This window comes from Thermobifida fusca NBRC 14071 = JCM 3263 (genome assembly GCF_001592045.1).
GTDB classification, from domain to species: domain Bacteria; phylum Actinomycetota; class Actinomycetes; order Streptosporangiales; family Streptosporangiaceae; genus Thermobifida; species Thermobifida fusca.
Genome location: NZ_BCWB01000001.1, coordinates 38,423 through 61,143, shown reverse-complemented (window position 1 = coordinate 61,143; position 22,721 = coordinate 38,423). Strand labels below are relative to the sequence as shown.

The window sequence follows — 22,721 nt, the reverse complement described above, 5'->3', positions numbered from 1 at the left end:
TGTCGCCCTGCGTGGGCAGGAACCAGTGGAAGGTCAAGGACATGAGCGGCGTCCTTCTGTTGCGCGGAGCAGGAGGGCGGAGCTGGAAGGCTGGGATGGGTGTCAGCGGGGCCGGTAGACGTAACCGACCCGCCGCACGGTGACGAGCCGTTCGCCTAGCGCGCCGAGCTTGCGGCGGATCCGGTGGACGTGGACGTCCACCGAGCGGGCCGTGGTATGCGCTTCGGGAGCCCACACCTGGTCGAGGAGTTCTTGGCGGGTGAACACCCGCCCGGGAGCTGAGGCCAGGTGGGCGAGCAGCCGGAATTCCTGGTAGGAGAGGCTGACGGGTTTTCCGTACGCCCACACTTGCCATGAGTCGCGGTCGATGACCAGAGCGTCGTCATTCAGTGGACCGGTGGCGGTGCTGTCCGTACCGTTGGCGGCCTCGACGACATGGCCGACGACGACCATGACTTTGCGCCGGTCTGTCAGCGGGATGACGCCGAGGAGCCGCTCCTCGTCAAGGTGAGGCAAGGCAGCGTCAGCGTCGCGCACCGGGCGGTGGATGTCGCTGGTGAGCATGGCACCATGATGCGCCAATAACTCAATTAAGTCTACCTGTTTAGTGGGTTTTATTTTTGTTACCTCCGCGGCCAGGGGATGCTGTGCACGGGCACCGCGGCTCTCTGCCCGGAGCAGACCAGGCGCGCCAGGCGGCGGGCCCGCCTCCCCGGGGGGCGCTAGCGCGCCCCGCCGAGGAGCTCTGCCAGGCCGTCTGAACGGGGGAGTGCGGTACTCCGAAGCTTCACCAGAATGCGCCCGGTGGGTCCAGGGTGCACTGCCCGGCCTGTGGACGCCGCCACCCCGGGTCAGGGTGCTTCGGTAGGCAGACCTCAGGGGAGCTGGCAGGCGGACTGGCGATCACCCCAGGAAAAACGCGGTGTCAACGCGCGATGAGGCCCCTGTTGCTCTGCAATGAAGGAGCTTTTCGGAAGGGTGTCTGCGTCGCGACAGGCAGGCGGTCGACAGGCGCATCCTGGGCAGGCGTGCCATATAAGAGTTTTCCTACCTATATAGTTGGTTTTGTCTGTAGTGCGACGCCTCCGCGAAAGGTGGGCTCCCGCATGCGTTTCCACTGGTTCCTGCCGACTACCGGGGACGGATACGCGGTCCGCAACTCCACGATCCGTCTCGACACCGGTGACACCCCCGCGCCTGCGCGCCAGGCCACCCTCGGCTATCTCGCCCAGGTTGCCCGCGCCGCAGAGAGCGCCGGTTTCACCGCGGCTCTCACCCCCACCGGTGCGGGCTGCCCTGACCCCTGGACCATCTGCGCAGCACTCAGCCAGCACACCGAGCACCTGAAATTCCTCGTCGCTTTCCGGCCCGGCTTCATCCTGCCCACCCTGCTCTCCCAACAGGTGCGGGCCTTCCAGGACATCTCCGGCAACCGACTGCTCGTCAACGTCGTCACCGGGGGAGACCCGGTCGAACAGCGGGCCTACGGCGACTTCCTCGACCACGACCAGCGCTACGCCCGCACCGCCGAATTCCTCACCGTGCTGCGCCGCTCCCTCACCGGAGCACCCGTCGACTTCACCGGACGCTACTACCAGGTGGAACAGTGGGGACCCGCAGACCCGCTCGACCCCGCACCCGACATCTACTTCGGCGGGGCCTCCCCCGCAGCCGAACAGGTCGCCGCCACCCACAGCGACGTCTACCTCATGTGGGGCGAGCCGCCGGACATGGTCGCCCAGCGGATCGACCGAATGCGCACCCTGGCCGCCAACGCCGGCCGCACCCTCCGATTCGGCATCCGCCTGCACATCATCGCCCGCGACACCTCCGCCGAAGCCTGGCGGGAAGCCGAACGGCTCCTCCACGGCATGGACCCCGAGCGCATCGCAGCCATGCAGCGCTACTACGCCCGCATGGACTCCGTGGGCCAAGCCCGCATGGCCAGCCTGCACGGCGGCTCCACCCGCTCCCTCGAAGTCGCCCCCAACCTGTGGGCGGGAATCGGCCTCGTCCGCGAAGGAGCAGGAACCGCGCTCGTCGGCTCCTACGACGAAGTAGCCCAACGTCTCGTGGACTACCAGGCCCTCGGCATCGAAGAGTTCATCCTCTCCGGCTGGCCCCACCTGGAAGAGGCCTACCGCGTAGGCGAATACGTCCTGCCCCGCACTCTCGCAGCCACCGCAGCACCAACGCCATGAACACTGCCGTCCGGCCCCGCACCGGCCCCACAGACCGCGGCTCCGGGACCCGCCTCAACTCCGACAACTCCACCCGGAGCCGCTTCCACCTCTCCGCAGCCGCCCGCTCCCTCGGGCTGCGCGCCCTCGCTGTAGGCGGCTTCCTCCTCCTGTGGTGGGCAGTAGCTCGCGCCGAGATCTGGCCCCCGGTCATCCTGCCCCCGCCCCACGCTGTCTGGGAGCAGGCCGTCGCAACCACCACCGAAGGGTTCAGCGGATCCACCCTGCCCGAACACCTGTGGGCCAGCATGCGACGCATCCTCACCGGCAGCGGATACGGCACCGCCGGAGGAATCCTGCTCGGCCTCCTCATCGGACTGGTCCCCGCCCTGCGCGTCATGCTGGGGCCGCTCATCTCCTTCGTGCGTGCCCTGCCCCCACTGGCCTACCTCAGCCTGCTCGTCATCTGGTTCGGCATCAACGAAGAACCCAAGATCTGGCTGCTCATCATTGCCTCCCTGCCGCCCGTTGCCGTGGCCACCGCTGACGCGGTCCGCAACGTCGGCCCCGACTACCTCCACGCGGCCCGCTCCCTCGGCGCACGCTCCTGGCGGCTGCCGCTGTGGATCGTCCTCCCCCACGCGCTCCCCGAAGTGATCACCGGGGTCCGCATCGCGGTCGGCGTGGCCTACACCTCCGTCGTCGCCGCCGAGACCGTCAACGGGCTTCCCGGTATCGGCGGCATGATCCGCGAAGCCCAGCGCTTCAACCAGACCGACATCGTCATCCTCGGACTCTTCGTCATCGGCCTGTCCGGGCTGCTCATCGACGGCATCCTGCAGCGCATCGACCGCATCCTCGCCCCCTGGCGGGGCCGAACCTGACCCGCACACCAGATCCGCTCCCCCTAGGAGAACCCCATGATCTCATCGCGATCCCCCCGCACCCTGACCACGGTGCTCGCACTCGCCGCCACCCTGCTGGCCTCCGCGTGCACAGCCGCCGAGGAGAGCACCGACCCTGCCGACGGCGTCCCCGCCCAACTGCGCATCGGCTACCAGTCCATCCCCAACGGAGACCTCATCGTCAAGCACTACGGCTGGCTGGAAGAAGCCCTGCCCGACACCGAGATCATCTGGAGCAGGTTCGACTCCGGCGGCGACGTCAACACCGCCTTCCTCGCTGGAGAACTCGACATCGCCTTGGCTGGAAGCGCCCCCGTCACCCGCGGCCTGTCCCAGCCTCTCGACATCGACTACCAGGTAGCGTGGATCCACGACGTCATCGACGACAACGAAGCCCTCGTCGCCGTCGAAGGCATCACCGAGGTCGCCGATCTGGCCGGCACAACGGTCGCCGTCCCCTTCGCCAGCACTACCCACTACCACCTCATCGCCGCCCTCGACGAAGCCGGCCTCACCGTCGACGACGTCACACTCCTCGACCTGGAACCCCCAGACATCCTGGCTGCCTGGCAGCGCGGCGACATCGACGCGGCCTTCGTGTGGTACCCGGTGCTCGGGCAACTGCGCGCCGCGGGCGGCACGACCCTCATCACCAGCGGAGAACTCGCCGACCGCGGCAAGGTCACCGCAGACCTCGGCGTGGTCAGCACCGACTTCGCCACCGCCTACCCGGAAGCGCTCGCCACCTGGGTAGAGCAGCAGAACCGGGCCGTGGCCCTGATCCAGGAAGACAAGGCCGCCGCGGTCGAAGCCATCGCCGCCGAACTCAACCTGGACGCCGAGGAAGCCGAAAAGCAGATCGACCAGCTCATCTTCCTCAACGCCGCAGAACAAGCCTCCCCCGATTACCTCGGCACCCCCGACCACCCCGGCCGGCTGGCCGAATACCTCCGGCTGACCGCTGAGTTCCTCGCCGACCAAGGGGAGATCGACGCGGCACCCGCCTTGGCGGACTTCCAAACCGCCCTCGCGCCCCAAGGAGTCGCCCGTGTCCTGGAGCCCTAGCCCCACGACCGCCGCCCTGGAACTGCGAGAGGTCGGCCACGACTATCCGAGCCGCGACGGCACAGTCCCCGCACTCGACGGCATCACCCTCTCCCTCGACCAAGGACAGCACCTCGCTGTCGTGGGCCCCTCCGGGTCAGGGAAGAGCACCCTGCTACGCCTGATCGCCGGCTTCCAGCAACCCACCCGGGGCACGCTCACCGTCCACGGCACACCCGTGACCGGCCCCGGGCCTGATCGAGGCGTCGTCTTCCAACAGCCCACCCTGTTCCCCTGGCTGAGCGTGCTCGCCAACGTGGAGTTCGGCCTGCGCATGGCAGGCGTCCCGCGCAAAGAGCGCCGGGAGCGCGCCCTGCACCAGCTCGCACTGGTCGGGCTGGCCGACACTGCGCGGATGCGCCCCTACGAGCTGTCGGGCGGGATGCAGCAGCGGGTCGCCATCGCCCGCGCCCTCGCCCCGGACCCCGGCATCGTGCTCATGGACGAACCGTTCGGCGCACTCGACGCGCTCACCCGAGAACGCATGCAAGAAGAACTGCGCCTGCTGTGGCGGCACACCCGCAAAACCCTCGTGTTCATCACCCACGACGTGGAGGAGGCGGTCTTCCTCGGCACCCGGATCATCGTCCTCAGCGCCCGCCCCGGCCGGATCATCCTCGAGGAGAGCTCAGACCTGCCCTACGAGGAGAATCCCCGGGCAGCACCCGGTTTCGCGCGGCTAAGGGAACGCATCACCGAGGCGGTGCGCCACGCCGCCCACCAGGCCCACTGAACACCGACACGAGCAGAGAAAACACCCGCGCACCGGGGAGAGCGCACGACCGCGCCGGGAACCGATGTGCGGGTGCAACCTTTCCGGCGTGCCCGGGGTTACCAGAGTGTGAGCACCATCGCGGAGACCGCCGACGACGCCGACCGCTGGTTCATCGAGCTGTACGACCAGCATCGCAGTGCAGTGTTCTCGGCCGCGCTGCGGCTCTGCGCCCGCTGGGCGGATGCCGAGGACCTGGCTGCTGAGACATTCGTGCGGGCATACCGGGCTGCCGGAAGCTACGGCCCGGAACGCCGCTCCCAGATGCGACCCCGGGCCTGGTTGATGACCATCCTGTGGAACGTGTGGCGCAACCGGGCCCGCACTGCTGCCCGCAAACCCCCGCCAGCACCCCTCACCGACGACGTCGACCTCGCTGATCCCCGGCAGGACGTCGCTGAAATCGCCGAACACCACGAGACCAGCGGGGCGCTTGCCACACTGCTCAACCAGCTCTCCACCATGCAGCGGGAAGCGATCGTGCTGCGGTATGTGGCCGACCTGTCCCTGAGCGAGGTTGCCGCGGTCCTCGGTATCCCCGAGGGCACCGCGAAATCCCACATCTTTCGCGGGCTCGCCAAGCTCCGCGCACTCACCCGGGGAGGTAGCTATGCGTGAAGAACCATTGGAACAGCAGCTCGCAGACCTGGCCGTCGACGCCCCCGCCGACTTGATCGACCGGATCGTGGCCCGCTGGGTCACCGTGGAGAGCCCGATCGGGGAGCTTTTCGTCGCCTACACCGACCACGGCATCGCCTATGTCCGGCGGCACGGAGCCGAAGCAGCCGAAGAGTTCCGCCGCCGCTTCCAGCGGCCGCTGGTGCGCGCCCCCCGGCCCCCGGCTGGACTGGTGTCGGCGCTGCGGCGCGGACGCAGCAGCACGCTCACTTTTGACTTGCGGGGCCTGTCCGACTTCCAGGTTGCGGTGCTGCGCGCCACTCGGACCATCCCGCGGGGTGAAGTGCGCCCCTATGCCTGGATCGCCCAGAAGATCAACCGGCCTAGAGCAGTGCGCGCGGTGGGCACGGCGCTGGCCACCAATCCGGTCCCCGTGCTGATCCCCTGCCACCGTGTGGTCCGCTCCGACGGTTCCCCCGGCGAGTACATTTTCGGGGCTGAAGTCAAGCACCGCCTGCTGCACGACGAGGGCACCAATCTCGAGGAGCTGCATACGCTGGCCCGGCGCGGCATCTTCTACGTGGCTAGTGACACCACCGGAATCGTGTGCCATCCGACGTGCCGCCACGCCCGCCGAATCACCCCGCCCCACCGGAAAGGGTTCCGTACCTTCGCCGAGGCCGCTGCCGCGGGATACCGCCCTTGCCAGCACTGCCAGCCCGCTCCCACGGTAGCGACGCCAGCCCCAGGGCTGTCCCGCGACGAAGAGCGGTGACACGGCGGGAAGCGCTTCCGTTCCGGAGACCGACCTTGTTGGGGGAAGGGCGAACGGGAAGAACGGGGGATTTTCCACCGGGATCCACGCTGGCGGCGGGCGGAAAACGCGGGTGTTCCCGGTGAAGCCGACACAACAGACAGGAACGAACAGAATAGAACAGCGAATTGGTGGCCCTACCTCTCCTTGGTGTGGTAGAGCTGTGTCCCACGGGGATCCTGCTGAATGCTTTGCTGTCGCCGGTGAAGCACCCCTAGGCGTGGGAGCGCTCCCAAATAAGGGATCATCATTCGCCTAGGCCGTACGCCCCGACTACATCAGGACTGATTCCGGCCAGACCACCACCGGTCTGCCGCCGCAACAGAAGCCCGACCCGGGAACGGGGGAATTCGTGTGGGAATTGCGCGGGAAACATCCGGCATAGGCCGGCTCATCCTCGGTGTCTTCAACGCCGCTGCCTTCGCCGGCCTCTCCACGGTGGTCCTGCCACTACTGCTCGACCAGCGCGGCGCCACCAAACCAGAGATCGTCATCTTCTACGTGCTGTTCGCCCTCGCCGCCATGGCGGCCAGCCTCCTCGGAGGCGGATGGTGCCGCCGACACGGGCGGTACCGGACCGGGATCGCCCTCGGCGCCACCCTCGGCCTCGCCGGAACGGCCTTCCTCGCCGCCCCCACCCCCGGGTGGGCGATCTACCCTGCCGCCTGCGGCATCGCTGTCGGCAGCCTCATCTACCCGTCCTTCGTGGCGCTACTCGACAACGGAACCCGCTCCGAAGCCCGCGTCATGAGCCTGGTACGCACCGTATTCATCATCGGCTACATTGCCGGGCTCGGCCTCGCCTCCGCCATGTTCCTCGCCGAACAAACCCTGGGCCCGCTCTTCCACCCCATCTACGGAGGCATGGCCCTCTACGGGCTCATCCTGCTGATAAGCGTCACCCTCCCCGCGGTCGCCCACCCCAAGCCGACCACACCCGAAGACCCGGCAGCCCGCGGCCGCAAGAAAGAATGGTGGCTGGTGGCCCTGGCCGTGGCCGCGGTCTTCCTGCTCCGCGGCGCCGACAACCTTCGTCAGGTCTACCTGCCGCTCTACGCCCTGAGCGCAGGCATCGCGGAATCCGTCATCCCCAGCCTGTTCGCCCTCACCGCCTTCGTGGAGATCCTCGTCCTGGTCCCCCTCGCCACCGCCGCCGAAAGATACGGCAGCGTGCGCACCCTCGTCGGGGTCTGCGTGATCGGCACCCTGTCGTTCCTCCTCGTCGCGGTGGGCACCGGATACGGCGGACTCCTCACCGCCCAGGTGCTCTACGCCGTGTTCACCGCCGGATTCCAAAGCATCGCCGTGGTCATGCTTGGCCAGGTCACCCGTGCAGGCGTCTCCGGCGGAATCGGCGCATTCGTGGCCATCTTCCACCTCGGCTCCGTGATCGGTGTGACCGTGCCCCTCGTCGTCCCCGGCTACTCCGCGGCGATCTTCTGGATCGGCTGCGGACTGTGCCTCTTGGCGGCCGCAGCCGTGGTCGCAGTAGGCGGAGACCTCGACCCCGCCCACCGCGAAACCGCGAAACAGCCATCCCCCGCAGCGCACAGGAGCGTGGAGAAAACCGTCTCAGCGCCCGACTGGCACGATGGTCCTGCGACCCAGTGACACCGGCCCCAATGGCAGCACAATTGCGTCTAGGGTGCCCAGTGTCCCACCACCCCTGAACCACAAGAACAGGACCGAACGTGACCGGAATCACCCCAGCTCCGTTGCGCGCCTTGCGGCGCCGCGTAGCAGTACTCGTCGGCGAAGTACTCTCCCCTGGAGTTCTGGTCACGGTTGCCCTGCCCTTAGTCGGCTGGACCGGCACCCGCAGCCTCACCGGTGTCGGCTGGGGGCTCTTTGCTGCCCTCTGCTGCGTGGCCGTCCCCTACATCGTGCTGTTCCTCGGAGTCCGACGCGGCTACTGGCAGGACCACCACTTGAGAGACCGCCGGCAGCGCACGGTGCCGTTCCTCATCGCCACCGGCTGTGCCCTCACCGGCTGCGCCGTACTGCTCCTGCTGGACGCCCCCCGCATCGTCCTGGCCCTGGTCGTCGCCATCCTGGCCGGACTCGTCAGCACCAGTGTGGTGAACAGGTGGTGGAAGATCTCCGTGCACACGACAAGCGCTGCCGGGGTCGCCACTGCGCTCGCGTTCACCTACGGGCTCATGTGGGGAGTGGCCGCTCCCGCGGTCGCGCTCGTCGCCTGGTCGCGGGTCGAACTCGATCACCACACGGTCGCCCAAGTCGTTGCGGGCGCACTCCAAGGGGCGGTGGTGTGCGGCACAGTCTTCGCGCTCCTGCATTGACCACGAAATCCCGCAGCGCGCCTGTTCCCCCGGATCAAGGGAGCCGCAGCTCCCCGGTCCCGGTGAGAAGCCGGACGACCGCGGCCGTGTCCGTCAGGTCATCGAGCACGGCGTCCGCTCCCGCAGCAGCAAGATCAGCGCGGCTGCTGCGCCCGGTCGCCACCCCGACCGCCCGCACGCCCGCGTCGTGGGCGCCGCGGATGTCGTGCGGGGTGTCGCCGACCACCACCACGCTCGCAGAATCGAACGGCCCGTGCCGTTCCCCGGCCCGGGCCATCGCCCAACGCACCAGGTCCGCCCGGTCGACACTCTGGTCCCCGTAGCCGCCGAGAGACAAGTCGAGATACCCGGCCAAACCGAACGCAGCGAGCTTCGCTGCAGCCAGATCCCGGATATTGCCTGTGACCACCGTCTGCACAGCGCCAAGCCGGTGCAGGGCCTGAAGCGCCGCATCAGCACCAGGCAACGCACGTCCCACTTCGCGCATCCGCGGACGCAGTTTCTCCGCCGCCTGGACGAGCGCTGCAGAGAACCGGGAGACCAGGTCGGGGCACGGCCTGATCCCGTTGCGCTGCAGCGTCTCCGTGATGATGGCGAGCTCGGTGCGTCCCGCCATCTCCGCCACCGCCTCCGGGAAACGGCCCACGACGGAAGCGAAGGCGTGCGCATACAGCTCCTGACTGACCGTGCCCACGGTGAGGAGGGTGCGGTCGATATCCCACAGGACAAGACAAGGGGAGGGGATGGTGGTCACGGTGCCGATGGTCTCATACCGCCCCACCATGGCGGGGGAGAGGGCAGCCTACCCCCCACGTAGCCGCAGTGTCGGAGACGTTCCCCGCCCAGCTCTGGGCGCGGACCGCTCCCCATGCCTGAGGGAGCGGTATTAACGCTGACCCGTGGGGGAGGAGGCGGAACCGGCGGCCTGGGCTTCCTCTCCCAGCAGGCGCAGCAGCTCCGCGGCACCGCTGTTCGCCTCCCCGCCGCCTTCAGCGGCTGCGCGAATGAGGTCGTGCAACCGGGAGAGCAGCCGAATCCGCTGTTCCAGCACGGCCATCTTGGTGGCGAGCATGGCATGGGTGCGCGCGGAAGCCTCACCGGTGCGCTCCTGCGTCCCCTGGCACAGCTCCCGCACCTCTTCCAGGGAGAAACCCAACTCCTTGAGGAGCAGCGCCCCCTGGACATAGGAGAGGTACTCCGGCGGATATCGGCGGCTCCCACCGGCCGTGCGTTGGGGCGTGGGAAGGATCCCCAGCTCCTCGTAGTAGCGGATCGTGCGGGGAGAAACCTGGGCGCGCCGTGCGAGCTCGCCGATACTGAGCAGGCTCCGGGCAGTACCGGACGACGGCGCAGAAGCGTCCTGCTGCTCAGGAGACGCAGACGAGGACGTCCGCGCCGCCCCGGAGGAGATGCGCGTGGACATCGGTGGACTCCCAAACACTCAGAGAATTAACGGATCACGTCAAACACCGTCCAACTTAGCGGGAGCACAGCGGCCACACGGCGGATGGCAGGTCTCACGTGCGCGGAACGCCGGATGATTCCCAGACTCAAAAACCGAGATCACGGCCGATGATCTCTTTCATGATCTCCGTCGTCCCCCCGAAGATCGTGTGCACCCGGGCATCCCGCCACAACCGGGAAATCGGATACTCGTCCATGTATCCGTAGCCCCCGTGCAGTTGCAGACACGTGTCAGCGGTCCGCTTCAGCAACTCAGTGGTCCACCATTTGGCTTTGGCCGCATCCACAGGGCTCAGCCTGCCCGCGTTGTGGGCGAGGACCGCCCGGTCGACATAGGTCTGGGCGATATCCACCTCGGTGGCCATTTCCGCCAACTGGAACTTGTTGTGCTGAAAACGGCCGATCTCCTGGCCGAACGCTGTACGCTCCCGACAGTACCGGATCGTCCACTCCACAGCGGCGCGTGCCGCAGCGACCGCGATCACCGCGATCGACAGCCGCTCTTGCGGCAGATTACGCATCAGATAGCCGAACCCCTGGTTCTCCTCACCGAGAAGATTGGCCGCGGGAACCCGCACATCCTCGAAAACAAGTTCGGCAGTGTCCTGGGCGTGCAGCCCCACCTTGGCGAGGTTACGACCCCGGCGGAACCCCGGCATGCCGCGTTCCACCACCACAAGGCTGATGCCGCGGGCCTGGGCCGACGGATCAGTCTTCGCGACGACGATCACCAAATCCGCGTGGATCCCATTGGTGATGAACGTCTTCGTGCCGTTGAGCACATACGAATCGCCGTCCCGGACCGCGGTAGTGCGCACCGCTTTGAGGTCGCTGCCCGCCCCCGGCTCGGTCATCGCAATCGCGGTCACCAGGTCCCCGGAACACAGTCCGGGAAGCCAACGCTGCTTCTGCTCCTCGGAAGCCAGCGACAGCAGATAGGGGGTGACCACATCGTTGTGAACCCCGAAACCGGAGCTCAGCGAGAGCATCCCGGCACGCGCACACTCCTCGGTGAGAATCGCGTTGTAGCGGAAATCCGGTTCACCCCCGCCACCGTACGCGGCAGGGATAGCCGTCCCCAGAAAACCGGCACGACCCGCCTGCCGCCACAGCTCCCGGTCAACGATGCCTTCCGCCTCCCACCGTGCATAGTGGGGGACAGCGTGACGCCGGAGAAACTCCCGCACCGCATCCCGGAACTCGACGTGAGCGGGTTCGAAGAGTGTGCGTTCCATCGCAGCTTTCCCAGGCCGTGGACTACCGTCCGATCCATTCTTCCCTGCCCTCCTGCTGCGGACGGTCTCGCCCCACCCTTGGCCCAACCGCTACGCCCTTGAACGCTGCCGGCCGGTGCGGGCATGACCCGCCGACAGGGGAAGGGCTGTCCCGGCCCAGCACAACAGCCCAGCGCCCCCTGCTGGACGGACCAGCGCGGAGCCGGCTTAAACCCTACGGTTCAGCAATACGCGCGATAGTGTCCCCTTCCGCCAGCTTCTGGCGGTCATGCACCGCGAATTCAGCGAGTGTCCCGGAAGAAACCGACTTGACCTCAGTGAACTGCTTTGCTGCTTCCACCATTCCGATGGTCTGTCCAGCCTCAACCCGCTGGCCTTCCTCCACAAAGGGCGGCGCATCGGGCTTAGGGCGCCGGTAGAAGTGACCGGAGACCGGGGATGTGATCACCCGGGTCGCTGGCATGCCTGCTCCTTGCATCGACCGTCGGATGCCCGTTGCGCTACCCGGCCTGCCGGTACCCTGTCCGCCAGAGCCGTAAAATTTCCGCTCAACTACCCGTTCCCCGAAAAGCCCCATGAACCGGAACGGTTACGGCATTCCCGCATGGCGTTCTCCCAGAAAGAAACGTCCCGGTTTGTCGCATACGGTGTAACTTTGCCCCCAAGTACGGGCGTGCAGGAAGGTTGCGTGGTGGCGGAACAGACGGTCATCGACGACCGGTACGAACTGGAATCGATGCCGATCGGTGAAGGCGGAATGGGGGAGGTCTACCGCGCCCACGACCGAAGACTGGACCGCAAGGTCGCCGTCAAACTCATCCGCTTCCCCTTCGGCCAGCACGATGAGACGCTGGTGAAGCGTTTCCTCCACGAGTCGCGCATCATGGCCCGACTCGAACACCCAGGTGCACCCGCCATCCACGATGTCGGCGTCTTCGACGACCCCCGCGTCGGCTCTCGCCCGTTCATGGTGATGCAGTTCGTTGAAGGAATCTCCCTCGACTACATCATCGATGAACACGAAGACATCCCGGTCTCCTGGGTGGCATCCGCTGCCGCGCAAGTCGCCGCGGTACTCGCCGCAGCACACAAACGCGGCATCTTCCACCGCGACCTCAAACCGTCCAACCTCATGCTGTGCCACGACGGCACCATCAAAGTCCTGGACTTCGGGCTAGCGATGTTCCACGACCCGGACGTCTCACGCCTCACCCGGACTGGAACCCTCCTCGGCACCCCCTCCTACATGTCCCCCGAACAGGTCCAAGGAGCCACTCTCGGGCCGCAAAGCGACCTGTACACGCTCGGACTAGTCATGCACGAACTGCTCACCGGCCAGCGCCTGTTCGACGGGCGCACCGAGTACGAAGTCTTCCACCGCCAAGTCAACGAGCCTGCCCCGTCGGTGCGCACGACACGCCCCGAGGTGCCAGAGGAAATAGACCGGCTCGTGCTGCGTCTGCTGGAGAAACACCCCGCGGACCGGCCCGCAGACGCCGTCGAAGTATGCCGCGCCCTACTGCCGTTCACCCAGGGCGCAGGCTTCCTCCCCGGCACGGTGGCCGAAGGCAGCAACCCGATCCACCTCTACTCCGCCGTAGTCGGCTCTATGACCGACACGGTTGGCCCCACTATCCCGCGAAAGACCCGCGGCGGCCCCGTCGACTTGGACCAGGTCCGCCAAGTGGCCGTGGCGTTCGCTCACGAAGCGCGCTACAACCAAGCGGCGACACTGCTGGAAGCAGTGCTCTCCGCAGTGGTTCCCGCTCTCGCCCCAGACGACCCGCAGGTACTCACTCTGCGCGGGGAGCTTGCTGAAGTGCTGTTCAAAGACAGCGACTACCGCAAAGCAGCCCCCATATTCGCCGAACTCCACCAGGTTCTCGCGCACCACCGCGGTCCCGACGACGAACAGGTGCTGCACTACCGGCACAGAGAAGCCACTTGCCATGCCCTCATGGGACAGACCACAGAAGCGTTGCGCCTGCTCCGTGCACTGCTCGCCGACCAGCAGGCCAGCTACGGCCCCTACGACCAGCGCACCCTGAATCTGCGCCGCCAGATCGGACTCATGGAGCTCGGGGCAGGGGACACCGGGGGAGCCCGGCGTACACTCCTGGAGCTACTCGACGACCTGGAGCAGCACTACGGTCCGGACCACCCCGACACAGTGAAGGTGCGGGAAAGCCTGCAGCGGATCAGTGGATGAGCGCGGCCGCGGCGGTGCCCCTCGCAGGCACGCCCTAGCGGCGAAGCTCACGACACTTCGACCGTGATGCGCTTCTCCTCGGCCGGCCCCGCCTCCCAACCGCGGGCCAACTGCAGGTCGATATGCCACGTCCCCGGTTCTTCAGCCTGGACGCGCACCACATGCTCCCCGGGAGCACCACCGGAAAGGCTGCCCACGGGCGAGCCGCTGTCTTCTTCCAACAACAGTCCGTCCCCCAGGCTCGCCACTGACCAGACGTACCCCGTGGCGGCATTCTCCGGAAGCCGGACCACCACAGTGTCTCCCACGCGAGAGGTCACTCGCCCGCTGTCCGTCACTTGAACCTCAGCCATAACCGCACCTTACGAGCCCTCCCCCTCAAGGAACCATCCCCGCCAGCTCTACATTCGTCCTCTTTTCAGTAAGAAAAAGAAATTCATCCCGTTCACCCCTTGTGAGAAGAAACTCTCGTGTGTGGGAGCGGAGCACCGGTATTGGCCGTGCCGCACAAAGCGGAAACATGCCGGGCAAGGGCCGTGGGAACGCGCCACGGGAGGAGTGCGGGGCGGCACCGCGGTGAGCCGACGCCTGCCCCGCACACTCACCAAGGCAGCCCGCGGACCAGGGCACGACACCCCTCACTGGGAGTGCGAAACAGAGCCCGAACCGTCGGAAGGACCGCCCCGGTAGACAATCCCGCCGTAGAACGTGTGTCCCTGGAAAGCCGTCCCGGTGACATTGCCGTAGATCTGGTTGGTCACCTGGCTGGACGCTGGCTCCTCGTATTTCAACTCGTTGAGGATCACCCGCAGCTCGGCGGCCGCCTCCGGGTTGTTGCGGAGTAGACGGCGCAGCCGGTTACGCCATTCTGTGCGGGCGTCTTCGTCTGGCAGGGTCTTCTCGAGGACATCGCTGCGAGTCTGATCGAGTTCGGCTGCCACCCCCTGGTCTCCGCCGAATAGTGCGGCCACTCGGTCGCGCACTGTTGACCAAAGATCAGTGGTCATGGCCTGCACCAGCGCTGCGGCCCCGCTGGTCGCTAAAGACGTCAGTTCCTGGGAGATTTCCGTCACGTTTCCTCATCTCTGCGGCGATAGGACGAGAACTCTACGACAAAGACTCCCGAAGACCTGCCGCGGTTCCGCGCTACCCGATGACACATCTTTTCTTTTGTGCTGTTTGCTCTGCAATGTCTGCTCTGTCGTGCAAAGCAAACCATAAATGGATAATCGAGAAACGCGGTTTTTCTGAAACGTCAAAATTAGGGAAAGTGGCTTCGAAGAACGGCTCCGCTCTCTAGGTTGGATGGTGGCGCCGTTGGAAAGGCGGCGGCACAGCAGAGGATCCGGCGGTCCCGGAGGAGTGGATTGAGCACAATGAAGCACGGCGGGATAGCGGCATTCGTCGCTGCCATTGCTGCCGCCCTAAGTGCAGTGCCCGCAGCAGCAACCCGCGTCATCGCCATCAGTCTCATGGACTCCTGGGGCCGCGGGGGAATCGGCTGGGACCGCACCAGGCACACCGTCGTGCACCGCACAGCACACGGCGGACCGGAACACATGTCCACCTCGTACGTGACGGTGGCCGCCACAGAGCGGGACGGCGGCACACAGCATGCCCCAGGCAACTTCCTCACCGTCAACAACGGGGAAACCAAGGGGCGCTTCTGTTCCTCGCCCCGTCAAAGATGTGCGGGTCCGTCTCTGTTCCCGCATCTGCGCTGACACGTACTGCGCTGAATGGAGATGACCCCGGAGCGCGGCTGGACCGGTTCCTCCCCGGCCCAGCCGGGAATCGACGGCACAGGAGAGCACCGGTGCAAGGGCGTTCGTAGGGGACGAGCCCTCTACCGGGACGCCCGCAATACCCGACCACTCTCCTGCGTGGGAACCGTCCGGGAGCGGGAATGGTGTCTCGCAGGTTGCCCACAGCCGTCGAAGTGCGGGCCGGACTCTTTCCGGCCCGCACCACACATTCCGCTAGTCCTGCACAGCGTCCTGTTCTGCTTTTCCGCCCTCTGCACCGGAACCGGCAGGAGCACCGGGGGAAGGAGCCGCATGTGTCTTCGACCGTGGCGCTAGCGCGTGGAGCAGGTGGTAGCCCGCGAGGATGACGATCGTGCCCAGCGCAATACCGCTGATCTGGAATCCGTCGGTGAAGACGAGAGAGACATTGCCGATTCCAGCGATCAATCCGGCCGCAATCGGCACCAATACCAGCGGGTCAGCGAAATTGACCTGGTTTTCCACCCAGATCTTCGCGCCGAGCAGGCCGATCATGCCGTACAGGATGACGGTGATCCCACCGATCACCCCTTGCGGGATGGCATAGACCAGGGCACCGAACTTGGGGCACAGGCCGATCAGGATCGCGATTACTGCAGCCACATAGTAGGGGGCGGTGGAGTAGACGCGGGTGATCGCCATAACCCCGATGTTTTCGGCGTAGGTCGTGGTGGGTGCGCCTCCCACCGAGGACGCCAGCGCTGTGGCCACACCGTCGGCGAAGATCGCCCGACCCATGTAGGGGTTGAGGTCGTTGCCGGTCATCTCCTGCACCGCTTTGACGTGGCCGGCGTTCTCCGCGATGAGGGCGATCACGGCGGGCAGCGCCACCAGGATGGCGGAGAGGTGGAATTCCGGGGCGTGGAACTCCGGCAGGCCGAACCAGGGAGCGTCAGCAACACCGGACAGGTCGACGCGGAAGGCGTCTTTGACGCTGCCGTCCTCCTGCGGGGTCGGGGTCATACCGAAGAACCGGTCGAAGACCCAGGAGAGGACGAAGCCGAACACCAACCCGAGCAGAACGGTGATCCTGCTGAGGAAGCCGCGCAGCACGACCGTCGCCAGGATCACGAAGGCCATGGTGAGCAGCGCAGTCCACTGGTCGTACGGCCAGTAGGACTCGGAGACTACGGGGGCCAGGTTGAACCCGATGAGCATGACGACCCCGCCGGTGACTGCGGGTGGGAACGCGCGGACGATGGCGTTGGGGCCGAGCAGGTGGATGACGAAACCGGCGAGTGCGAGCACCACACCGGTGACGAGAACCGCTCCGGTGATCGTGGCGGGGCCGCCACCGTCGGCGGCGATGATGACGGCTGCGGCGACGAAGGAAGCGCTGCTGCCGAGATAGCTGGGGACTTTACCGTTGACGATCAGCAGGAAGAGGATGGTGCAAATCCCCGACATCATGATGGCCAGGTTGGGGTCCAGGCCCATGAGGAGGGGGAAGACGAAGGTGGCCCCGAACATAGCGACGACGTGCTGGATGCCGAGGCTGAGGGTGGTGAGTCCCGCGGACAGCCCGTTCCTGGGTCCGGTTGCTGGGGCGGGGGAGGGGACATCGGTGTCCCCTTGGGGGTTCTGATGCGAGCCGGGCTGCATACCGCCTCCCTATTGAGATGGCAAGGACAGGAGTGAGGGCTCCCGGCAGGCCTGTTCCGTGAACGGAGCAGCAAACGCCCACGAACAGGAGGTCTCTCGCGGGGGAGGTGGTGCCTCGGGGAGCGGGAGCCCAGACGCGGTGCCGCTCCGTTGCGGCAACGCGGGCGAGCTCCCGCAAGGGGAGAAGCTCACCCTCCCACAGTTCGACATGGCCGCGTGTCAGCGGGATCGCGGTGAGGTATCGACACGGTCACCCTACGGGGGATGATCGGTTGTTTTCAGTCTGTAGTCCCGGGGTGGGGAGGGCGGACAGCGCTGAGCATGAGGTTCCCCGCCAGGGGTGGGGTGGTAGGCGGTCATATCTATAAATCTACGATGTAAAGGTGGCGGTTAAGAACTATACAAACAGCAACAACTCCAAACACAAACAACAAGACCAACTCATCAAATCGCGGCAACACGTTTCTGAGCTGCTTCGATGATCTGGGTGAGCCGTGCGTGATGGGCTCCTGGCCAATAAATTTGGCGGCATTCGGTGCATTGGACAAAGGTGTCGTAGGTGGCTCGTGTGCCTGCAGGGAGCTGGTCGGCGATGTTGTCTTTGTCGACTTGGGCTAGGGGGCCGTTGCAGGTGAGGCATCGGGTCCAGGGGGCAAGCGGGGGTGCGTAGCGGTCGAGTACTTCGAAGAGCTGCTCGTCGGGGTTGCTGGCGTAGATGTGCCCGCCGGCACGCAGGTTTTTGCGGTACAGGATGCCGCGGTCGCGGGTGAGGAGGATTCGTTGCTCTTCGTTGGCCTGCTGGACGAGTGCAGGGTCGTCACGGTGGGTGTAGTAGACGGTGTCCACGCCGAGGAGGCGTAGCCGCCGGGCCAGGGTGCCGAGGTGGACGTCGAGGATGAACCGGATGGGGGAGAAAGGCACCGGTTGGGGCTTCGGGACGGTGAGTACTTCGATGAGGTCGCCGGGTTGAGGGTGCTGGGAGGGGGAGGCAGTGGTGCCGTTGATGCGCAGTTCACCGATTTCGGTGAGGGGTACGCCCAGTGATTCCACCACGTGGCTCAGGGATGCGGCCGGGTCGTGGTTGACGTGGAGGAGGTCGGTGCGGTTGCGGGGGGCGAGGAGCGGCCGCAGTGTGGGGTCAAACCGTAGCGTTATCGATGCGTGTTGCATGTTGTCAGCATGCCATTGCGTGTGGGGTGGGCGAATGGTTTGGCGGTTTTCGATTTAGCTGACCGGTGGCGGGGCTGGGGCGTGGTGAAGCGGCCGCCGTAGGCAAGGTGCTCGTCAGTTCTTGCGGCTTCGGCTGAGTAGAGCAGGGGAAGGTCGGAGTGGTCGGCGGCGGCCAGGGTGAGGGCGGCGACGTTGTCGGCGTGGGGTTTCTGTTGCGGTGGTGGGTTTGAGGTTGTGGGGGTGTCGGGAGTGCGGGACATGGGGGTTTCTGGTTGCGGGATTTCTGAGATTTCTGAGGGTGCAGGGTTGTTGGGCTTGTGAGGGTGGGACTTGGTCTGGGTGGTCTGCCATTCACCTAATATGTTCATCATTAGAAGCATTTTTGGTGGGATGAGGAGACCTGCACTATGAGCTCCCCCGAACGGATCATTGTGGTTGACGGTGCGCGGACGCCAGTCGGCAGTTTTGGCGGCGCGTTCAAGGATGTGCCCGCCCACGAACTCGGTGCGGTGGCGGCCCGGGCAGCGCTCCAGCGGTCCGGGATCGCGGCGTCCGACATCGACGAGGTGGTCATGGGCTGCATTGGCCAGGTTGGCCCGGACGCTTACAACGCGCGGCGGGTCGCTATCGCCGCTGGGCTTCCGGAGAGTGTCCCCGCCTATACCGTCAACCGGTTGTGCGGTAGCGGTCTGCAGGCGGTGTGGTCTGGGGCGATGCAGATCCGCTGGGGTGCGGCCGACATTGTCCTGGCCGGCGGTGACGAGAACATGAGCCGGATGCCGTTCTACGATTTCGGGGCGCGTTCCGGTTATCGGCTGGGGGACCGCACGCTGGTGGACGGCACGGTGGCGATGCTGACGGACCCGTTCTCCAACGTGCACATGGGGTGCACGGCTGAGGCGGTGGCCCGAAAGTACGGGGTGAGCCGTGCTGAGCAGGATGAGTTTGCGTTGGAGTCGCAGCGTCGCGCGGCTGCTGATGCGGCGCGTGCCGCGTTCGCTGAGGAGATCACCCCGGTGGAGGTGGGGGGCCGTAAGCCGGTGGTGGTTGAGGTGGATGAGCATCCTCGGCCGGACACCACGTTGGAGGGGTTGGCGCGGCTCCGTCCGGTTTTTGAGAAGGACGGTACGGTGACGGCGGGGAACGCGTCGGGGATCAATGATGGTGCGGCCGCGTTGGTCCTGGCTCGTGAGTCGGTGGTGCGTGAGCGGGGCCTGAAGGGTCTGGCTGTGGTGGAGTCGGTGGCGACCGCGGCGATGGATCCGCAGCTGATGGGGTATGCGCCGGTGCTTGCGTTGCGCAAGCTGTTTGAGCAGACGGGGACGAGCCCGGCTGTGGTTGATGTGGTGGAGTTGAATGAGGCGTTTGCGGCGCAGGCGGTTGCGGTGATCCGGGACGCTGGTCTGGATCCGGAGAAGACCAACCCCTATGGTGGGGCGATTGCGTTGGGTCATCCGGTGGGGGCGACCGGGGCGATTCTTACGTTGCGGGTGGCCCGGGATTTGGTGCGGCGTGATCTTGAGCTTGGTGTCGTCACGATGTGCATTGGTGGCGGACAGGCTTTGGCCGCTTTGTTGCGTCGGGTGTGAGTGTTCGTTCGTGGATGCGCGGGTCTGCGGTGGGGTTTGGCTGCAGGCCCGCGTTTTTGTCTGGGTGTGCGGGTCCTGCTGGGGTGGTGGGGGTGGGCATGATGGTGGGCATGGAGATTTGGGTTAATCCGGCTTGTTCGAAGTGCCGTTCCGCGTTGTCGCTGCTGGATGCCGAAGGGGTGCGCTACACGGTGCGCCGGTATTTGGAGGATCTGCCTACGGCGGCGGAGGTGGAGGAGGTGTTGGGCAAGCTCGGGTTGGAGCCGTGGGATATCACTCGGTTGGGTGAGCGGCAGGCTCGAGAGTTGGGGATGGCTGAGTGGCCGCGGACGGTGGAAGAGCGGGGGCGGTGGATTTCGGCGTTGGTGGCTCACCCGGTGTTGATTCAGCGTCCCATTATTACGGCGGAGGAGCGGGCTGTGGTGGGGCGTAGTGAGGAGGCGGTCCGCCAGATGTTAGAGGAGTAGTCCGAGAAGCTGGTGGGTGTGGATTGTGGGTCGCAGCCTTTGGGGTGTTGGTCTCCGCTGTGGGGGATGGGGTCGCCGTAGCTGAGGAGTGACCGGGGTTGGGTATCGGATATGTGGCTGCGTTTGCGGGTGGAGCGCTGGCGCTTTTCAGTCCGTGTAGTGCGCTGCTGCTGCCCTCGTTCTTCGCGTACGCTTTCCGTTCTCCGGTTCGTCTCCTCGCGCGGACCGGGGTTTTCTTTTGTGGGCTGTGTGCCACGCTGGTGCCTTTGGGGTCGGGGTCGGCGTTGGTGAGCACGCTTTTTTACGGGCACCGGGATCTGCTCATCACGGTTGCGGGTGCTGTCATCATCGCGTTCGGGGTCGTCCACGTCGTTGGTGGCGGGTGGTCGTTGCCGTTTTTTGGCCGGTGGCAGAGCCGGGTGGCGGGGCGGACGGATGTCGTGTCGGTTTTCGGGCTCGGTGCGGTCTACGGGTTGGCGGGGTTTTGTTCTGGGCCGGTGCTGGGGGCGGTCCTGACTGTTGCGGCGACTGGGACGGTTGTGCAGGGGGCCATGGTGTTGGCCTGTTATGCCCTGGGTATGGCAGCGCCGCTTTTTGTGTTGGCTGTGGTGTGGGAGCGGTGCGGTGTGGCGCGCAAGTCGTGGCTTCGAGGTCGTGCTTTTACGGTGGGGCCGCTGCAGTTGCACAGCAGCAGTGTGGTGTCCGGGGTGTTGTTCATCGCTATCGGGGTGCTGTTTGTGGTCTATGACGGGACCGCGTCGCTTTCTGGGCTTGCTGGCATGGCGTGGTGGGAGGAGGTTGCCTATCGGGCCCAGGGGCCGTTGCTGGAGTGGGATTCCCGTGTGGACGCGGGGGTTGCCGTGATCGCGGTGTTGGTCAGCGGTGTCCTTCTGCTGCGGGCTTGGGTCCGTGGGAAGGAGAAGGAGTCGGGGGGAAGTCGGAGGCTGCGCCGCTGATGTGTGCTGCAGGGTGCGGTCGAGGGCGGGTGGGAGCGGTGTCCGGGGGCGGTGGGGGCGTCGTGGGGCGGGTGGATGGGTGGGTGAGATGGCGGAGAGGGTGTGGTTCCGCTTCCATCGCGGGGGTGGTCGACTGGGGGCAGGTCGGCTGTCTGTGGTTGTACGGTCCCTTTCAGGGTTGGGCGGTGCATGCGGCCAGCCTTGTGGCGGAGGCGTTGGCGGCCTGTCGTGGTGGTGCGCCCGTCATGCTGCTGCGGCTGGTCGAGGCGATGCGTGGAGTGGAGGGTGAGCCAGGTCGTGGGTGAGGTGCGTGGCGAGTCGGGCCGCGGGTGGGGGCGCGGTTACGTGGTGGTGGCGGTTGTGCTGCTGCTGGTTGCGGTCGCTGCTGGGGTGTGGGTTGGCTGGGGTGGGAGGGGAGCAGAGTCGGATTCCCGGCCGGGAGATGGGGCGGTGGCGGGGAGTGCGTCTCCGCCGGTGGTGGCGGGGCCGGTGCCTCCGCAGGTGGATCCGGAGCTGGTTTTGGGGCGCAGCGATGCTCCGGTGACCATGGTGGTGTTCAGCGATTACCAGTGTCCGTACTGTGCGAGGTTTGCGTTAGAGCAGCAGCCGGTGCTGGTGGAGCGTTACGTGGAGACCGGGCAGGTGCGTCTGGTTTGGCGGGACTATCCGTATTTGGGGGAGGAGTCGGTGCGGGCGGCGGTTGCGGCCCGCGCGGCTGGACGCCAAGGCCGTTATTGGGACTACCACGAGGCTTTGTATGAGTCCTCGGAGGTGTGGCGTGCTGCGGGGGCGTCCCGGGAGAGCCTGGTGGAGGTGGCTGCCACGATCGGGTTGGATACGGACCAGTTCGCTGTTGATTTGGCGGATCCGGTGTTGCGGGAGGCGGTCGAGGAGGATTTTGCTTTTGCGCTCGGTTTGGGAGTGCCGGGTACTCCAGCGTTCCTCATCGACGGGGAGGCGTTTTTCGGGGCGCAGCCGGTGGAGAGGTTTGCGGAGCGTCTCGATGAGGCGCTGGGGAAGCGGGGCTAGTCGGGGTGGCTTCACCGTTCCTCGTTGTTGCCGAAGGAACGGCCGGTGTTGAGGTGGGTTTCGTAGTCGTCGAGCAGGTCGTCGAGGTTGCGGTGTTGGGCTTGGGCCAGGGCGGTGAGGCTGGCCAGCGCGAGTCGTGCGAGCGCGGTGGTGAGCATGAGGAGTCCTTCGTGTCCGTGGTCGGCGGCACGGTCGTAGCGGAGTCGGATGACTTCGTCGGAGGGCGCTCGGGCGGCGAGCCGGTCGGCGCCTAGGGCCTCAGCCATGTCGGCGTCGGCGTCTCCGACGCGGATCGCGCGCACGATGTCGAACGCGGCGCGTTCAGCTTCGGAGTAGCGGTACCGCATGTCGAATCCTTACCGAAGTGTGCTTGCAATTGTGGTCCTAGTGGGATACTTCCCGGACATTGCGGGTGCATCCGTAGCGGGGCGTGTGGTTTGTCTGGCATTAGTCCAGGAGTGTGCCACGGGCGGGTGAGGTGGGGGTCGGGTTGGTCGTGGCGTGGCGGGGTGTTGTTGTGGTG

25 protein-coding genes are annotated in these 22,721 nt (G+C 66.2%); 14 read left to right on the top strand and 11 right to left on the bottom strand.

The annotated features are described in order from the left end of the window. Positions 1-102: 102 nt before the first annotated feature. Positions 103-564 (bottom strand): winged helix-turn-helix domain-containing protein, encoded by a 462-nt coding sequence (locus TF1_RS00260; RefSeq protein ID WP_061783496.1) that lies wholly within the window; start codon positions 562-564, stop codon positions 103-105. 542 nt (positions 565-1,106) lie between these two features. Between TF1_RS00260 and TF1_RS00255 the strand changes: the two genes are divergently transcribed. The 8 genes from TF1_RS00255 (at position 1,107) to TF1_RS00220 (ending at position 8,693) form a co-directional block, all read left to right on the top strand. Next, complete coding sequence (locus tag TF1_RS00255; RefSeq protein WP_011291933.1) at positions 1,107-2,201, top strand: LLM class flavin-dependent oxidoreductase; 1,095 nt, start codon at positions 1,107-1,109, stop codon at positions 2,199-2,201. Further along, positions 2,198-3,064: an ABC transporter permease gene (locus TF1_RS00250; protein WP_011291934.1), complete on the top strand. Its 867-nt coding sequence runs from the start codon at positions 2,198-2,200 to the stop codon at positions 3,062-3,064. The genes TF1_RS00255 and TF1_RS00250 overlap by 4 nt, the downstream gene beginning before the upstream one ends. Before the next feature lie 36 nt (positions 3,065-3,100). Next, positions 3,101-4,150, top strand: coding sequence for a taurine ABC transporter substrate-binding protein (locus tag TF1_RS00245; RefSeq protein WP_011291935.1), 1,050 nt, complete (start codon positions 3,101-3,103; stop codon positions 4,148-4,150). Then, complete coding sequence (locus TF1_RS00240; protein ID WP_011291936.1) at positions 4,134-4,922, top strand: ABC transporter ATP-binding protein; 789 nt, start codon at positions 4,134-4,136, stop codon at positions 4,920-4,922. Before TF1_RS00245 ends, TF1_RS00240 begins: the two co-directional genes overlap by 17 nt. A gap of 108 nt (positions 4,923-5,030) precedes the next feature. Then, positions 5,031-5,579 carry an RNA polymerase sigma factor gene (locus TF1_RS00235; protein ID WP_227480866.1) on the top strand — a complete coding sequence of 183 codons (549 nt, stop codon included), beginning with the start codon at positions 5,031-5,033 and terminating at the stop codon, positions 5,577-5,579. Beyond that, positions 5,572-6,354 (top strand): methylated-DNA--[protein]-cysteine S-methyltransferase, encoded by a 783-nt coding sequence (locus tag TF1_RS00230; protein WP_011291938.1) that lies wholly within the window; start codon positions 5,572-5,574, stop codon positions 6,352-6,354. The genes TF1_RS00235 and TF1_RS00230 overlap by 8 nt, the downstream gene beginning before the upstream one ends. 393 nt (positions 6,355-6,747) lie before the next feature. Continuing rightward, a complete protein-coding gene (locus TF1_RS00225; RefSeq protein WP_011291939.1) occupies positions 6,748-8,004 on the top strand; it encodes an MFS transporter in 1,257 nt (418 codons plus the stop codon). A gap of 80 nt (positions 8,005-8,084) precedes the next feature. Next, on the top strand, positions 8,085-8,693 hold the full coding sequence (locus TF1_RS00220; protein ID WP_011291940.1) for a phosphatase PAP2 family protein: 609 nt from the start codon (positions 8,085-8,087) through the stop codon (positions 8,691-8,693). A 34-nt stretch (positions 8,694-8,727) separates the two neighbouring features. Here TF1_RS00220 and TF1_RS00215 read toward each other — a convergent pair whose 3' ends face one another. The 4 genes from TF1_RS00215 to TF1_RS00200 all read right to left on the bottom strand — a co-directional run bounded on the left by TF1_RS00215 (position 8,728) and on the right by TF1_RS00200 (position 11,855). Further along, the gene (locus TF1_RS00215; protein ID WP_011291941.1) at positions 8,728-9,477 is read right to left on the bottom strand and encodes an HAD family hydrolase; all 750 of its coding nucleotides are present in this window, start codon (positions 9,475-9,477) and stop codon (positions 8,728-8,730) included. Positions 9,478-9,579: 102 nt separating this feature from the next. Next, entirely contained in the window at positions 9,580-10,116 is a 537-nt protein-coding gene (locus TF1_RS00210) for a MerR family transcriptional regulator (RefSeq protein ID WP_011291942.1), read from the bottom strand. 127 nt (positions 10,117-10,243) lie between these two features. Further along, a complete protein-coding gene (locus tag TF1_RS00205; RefSeq protein WP_011291943.1) occupies positions 10,244-11,392 on the bottom strand; it encodes an acyl-CoA dehydrogenase family protein in 1,149 nt (382 codons plus the stop codon). Positions 11,393-11,606: 214 nt separating this feature from the next. After that, the gene (locus TF1_RS00200; RefSeq protein WP_016188681.1) at positions 11,607-11,855 is read right to left on the bottom strand and encodes an acetyl-CoA carboxylase; all 249 of its coding nucleotides are present in this window, start codon (positions 11,853-11,855) and stop codon (positions 11,607-11,609) included. 228 nt (positions 11,856-12,083) lie between these two features. Between TF1_RS00200 and TF1_RS00195 the strand changes: the two genes are divergently transcribed. Further along, a complete protein-coding gene (locus TF1_RS00195) occupies positions 12,084-13,601 on the top strand; it encodes a serine/threonine-protein kinase (protein ID WP_016188682.1) in 1,518 nt (505 codons plus the stop codon). Positions 13,602-13,648: 47 nt separating this feature from the next. Here the strand turns inward: TF1_RS00195 and TF1_RS00190 are convergent, their stop codons facing one another. Together TF1_RS00190 and TF1_RS00185 are read right to left on the bottom strand one after the other, a co-directional pair. Continuing rightward, positions 13,649-13,954, bottom strand: a complete 306-nt coding sequence (locus TF1_RS00190) for a protease inhibitor I42 family protein (protein WP_011291946.1) — start codon at positions 13,952-13,954, stop codon at positions 13,649-13,651. 285 nt (positions 13,955-14,239) lie between these two features. Then, on the bottom strand, positions 14,240-14,674 hold the full coding sequence (locus TF1_RS00185) for a hypothetical protein (protein WP_227480867.1): 435 nt from the start codon (positions 14,672-14,674) through the stop codon (positions 14,240-14,242). A 294-nt stretch (positions 14,675-14,968) separates the two neighbouring features. Between TF1_RS00185 and TF1_RS00180 the strand changes: the two genes are divergently transcribed. Next, the gene (locus TF1_RS00180) at positions 14,969-15,325 is read left to right on the top strand and encodes a hypothetical protein (protein WP_011291948.1); all 357 of its coding nucleotides are present in this window, start codon (positions 14,969-14,971) and stop codon (positions 15,323-15,325) included. 255 nt (positions 15,326-15,580) lie between these two features. On the opposite strand, the gene TF1_RS00175 is transcribed toward TF1_RS00180, so the two are convergent. From TF1_RS00175 to TF1_RS16055, 3 genes are all read right to left on the bottom strand, one after another. Beyond that, a complete protein-coding gene (locus TF1_RS00175; protein ID WP_061783495.1) occupies positions 15,581-16,987 on the bottom strand; it encodes a uracil-xanthine permease family protein in 1,407 nt (468 codons plus the stop codon). A gap of 444 nt (positions 16,988-17,431) precedes the next feature. After that, complete coding sequence (locus TF1_RS00170) at positions 17,432-18,157, bottom strand: Mut7-C RNAse domain-containing protein (RefSeq protein WP_011291950.1); 726 nt, start codon at positions 18,155-18,157, stop codon at positions 17,432-17,434. Further along, on the bottom strand, positions 18,139-18,417 hold the full coding sequence (locus TF1_RS16055; protein WP_152436243.1) for a hypothetical protein: 279 nt from the start codon (positions 18,415-18,417) through the stop codon (positions 18,139-18,141). The genes TF1_RS00170 and TF1_RS16055 overlap by 19 nt, the downstream gene beginning before the upstream one ends. Positions 18,418-18,564: 147 nt before the next feature. Between TF1_RS16055 and TF1_RS00165 the strand changes: the two genes are divergently transcribed. The 4 genes from TF1_RS00165 (at position 18,565) to TF1_RS00150 (ending at position 22,198) form a co-directional block, all read left to right on the top strand. Next, the gene (locus TF1_RS00165; RefSeq protein WP_011291951.1) at positions 18,565-19,746 is read left to right on the top strand and encodes a thiolase family protein; all 1,182 of its coding nucleotides are present in this window, start codon (positions 18,565-18,567) and stop codon (positions 19,744-19,746) included. A 98-nt stretch (positions 19,747-19,844) separates the two neighbouring features. Next, positions 19,845-20,213: an ArsC/Spx/MgsR family protein gene (locus TF1_RS00160; protein WP_218016121.1), complete on the top strand. Its 369-nt coding sequence runs from the start codon at positions 19,845-19,847 to the stop codon at positions 20,211-20,213. Between the two features lie 98 nt (positions 20,214-20,311). Beyond that, positions 20,312-21,169, top strand: a complete 858-nt coding sequence (locus tag TF1_RS00155; protein WP_011291953.1) for a cytochrome c biogenesis CcdA family protein — start codon at positions 20,312-20,314, stop codon at positions 21,167-21,169. Between the two features lie 285 nt (positions 21,170-21,454). Continuing rightward, on the top strand, positions 21,455-22,198 hold the full coding sequence (locus tag TF1_RS00150; RefSeq protein ID WP_016188687.1) for a DsbA family protein: 744 nt from the start codon (positions 21,455-21,457) through the stop codon (positions 22,196-22,198). 11 nt (positions 22,199-22,209) lie between these two features. On the opposite strand, the gene TF1_RS00145 is transcribed toward TF1_RS00150, so the two are convergent. Then, on the bottom strand, positions 22,210-22,545 hold the full coding sequence (locus tag TF1_RS00145) for a hypothetical protein (protein ID WP_011291955.1): 336 nt from the start codon (positions 22,543-22,545) through the stop codon (positions 22,210-22,212). Between the last annotated feature and the right edge of the window lie 176 nt (positions 22,546-22,721).

Bases quoted from the DNA above. Each gene is read 5' to 3' on its own strand.
- TF1_RS00205 (WP_011291943.1), bottom strand. From the start codon at position 11,392: ATGGAACGCACACTCTTCGAACCCGCTCACGTCGAGTTCCGGGATGCG.
- TF1_RS00260 (WP_061783496.1), bottom strand. From the start codon at position 564: ATGCTCACCAGCGACATCCACCGCCCGGTGCGCGACGCTGACGCTGCC.
- TF1_RS00190 (WP_011291946.1), bottom strand. From the start codon at position 13,954: ATGGCTGAGGTTCAAGTGACGGACAGCGGGCGAGTGACCTCTCGCGTG.
- TF1_RS00170 (WP_011291950.1), bottom strand. From the start codon at position 18,157: ATGCAACACGCATCGATAACGCTACGGTTTGACCCCACACTGCGGCCG.
- TF1_RS00210 (WP_011291942.1), bottom strand. From the start codon at position 10,116: ATGTCCACGCGCATCTCCTCCGGGGCGGCGCGGACGTCCTCGTCTGCG.
- TF1_RS00160 (WP_218016121.1), top strand. From the start codon at position 19,845: ATGATGGTGGGCATGGAGATTTGGGTTAATCCGGCTTGTTCGAAGTGC.
- TF1_RS16055 (WP_152436243.1), bottom strand. From the start codon at position 18,417: ATGTCCCGCACTCCCGACACCCCCACAACCTCAAACCCACCACCGCAA.
- TF1_RS00200 (WP_016188681.1), bottom strand. From the start codon at position 11,855: ATGCCAGCGACCCGGGTGATCACATCCCCGGTCTCCGGTCACTTCTAC.
- TF1_RS00145 (WP_011291955.1), bottom strand. From the start codon at position 22,545: ATGCGGTACCGCTACTCCGAAGCTGAACGCGCCGCGTTCGACATCGTG.
- TF1_RS00165 (WP_011291951.1), top strand. From the start codon at position 18,565: ATGAGCTCCCCCGAACGGATCATTGTGGTTGACGGTGCGCGGACGCCA.
- TF1_RS00250 (WP_011291934.1), top strand. From the start codon at position 2,198: ATGAACACTGCCGTCCGGCCCCGCACCGGCCCCACAGACCGCGGCTCC.
- TF1_RS00230 (WP_011291938.1), top strand. From the start codon at position 5,572: ATGCGTGAAGAACCATTGGAACAGCAGCTCGCAGACCTGGCCGTCGAC.
- TF1_RS00215 (WP_011291941.1), bottom strand. From the start codon at position 9,477: ATGGTGGGGCGGTATGAGACCATCGGCACCGTGACCACCATCCCCTCC.
- TF1_RS00245 (WP_011291935.1), top strand. From the start codon at position 3,101: ATGATCTCATCGCGATCCCCCCGCACCCTGACCACGGTGCTCGCACTC.
- TF1_RS00175 (WP_061783495.1), bottom strand. From the start codon at position 16,987: ATGCAGCCCGGCTCGCATCAGAACCCCCAAGGGGACACCGATGTCCCC.
- TF1_RS00255 (WP_011291933.1), top strand. From the start codon at position 1,107: ATGCGTTTCCACTGGTTCCTGCCGACTACCGGGGACGGATACGCGGTC.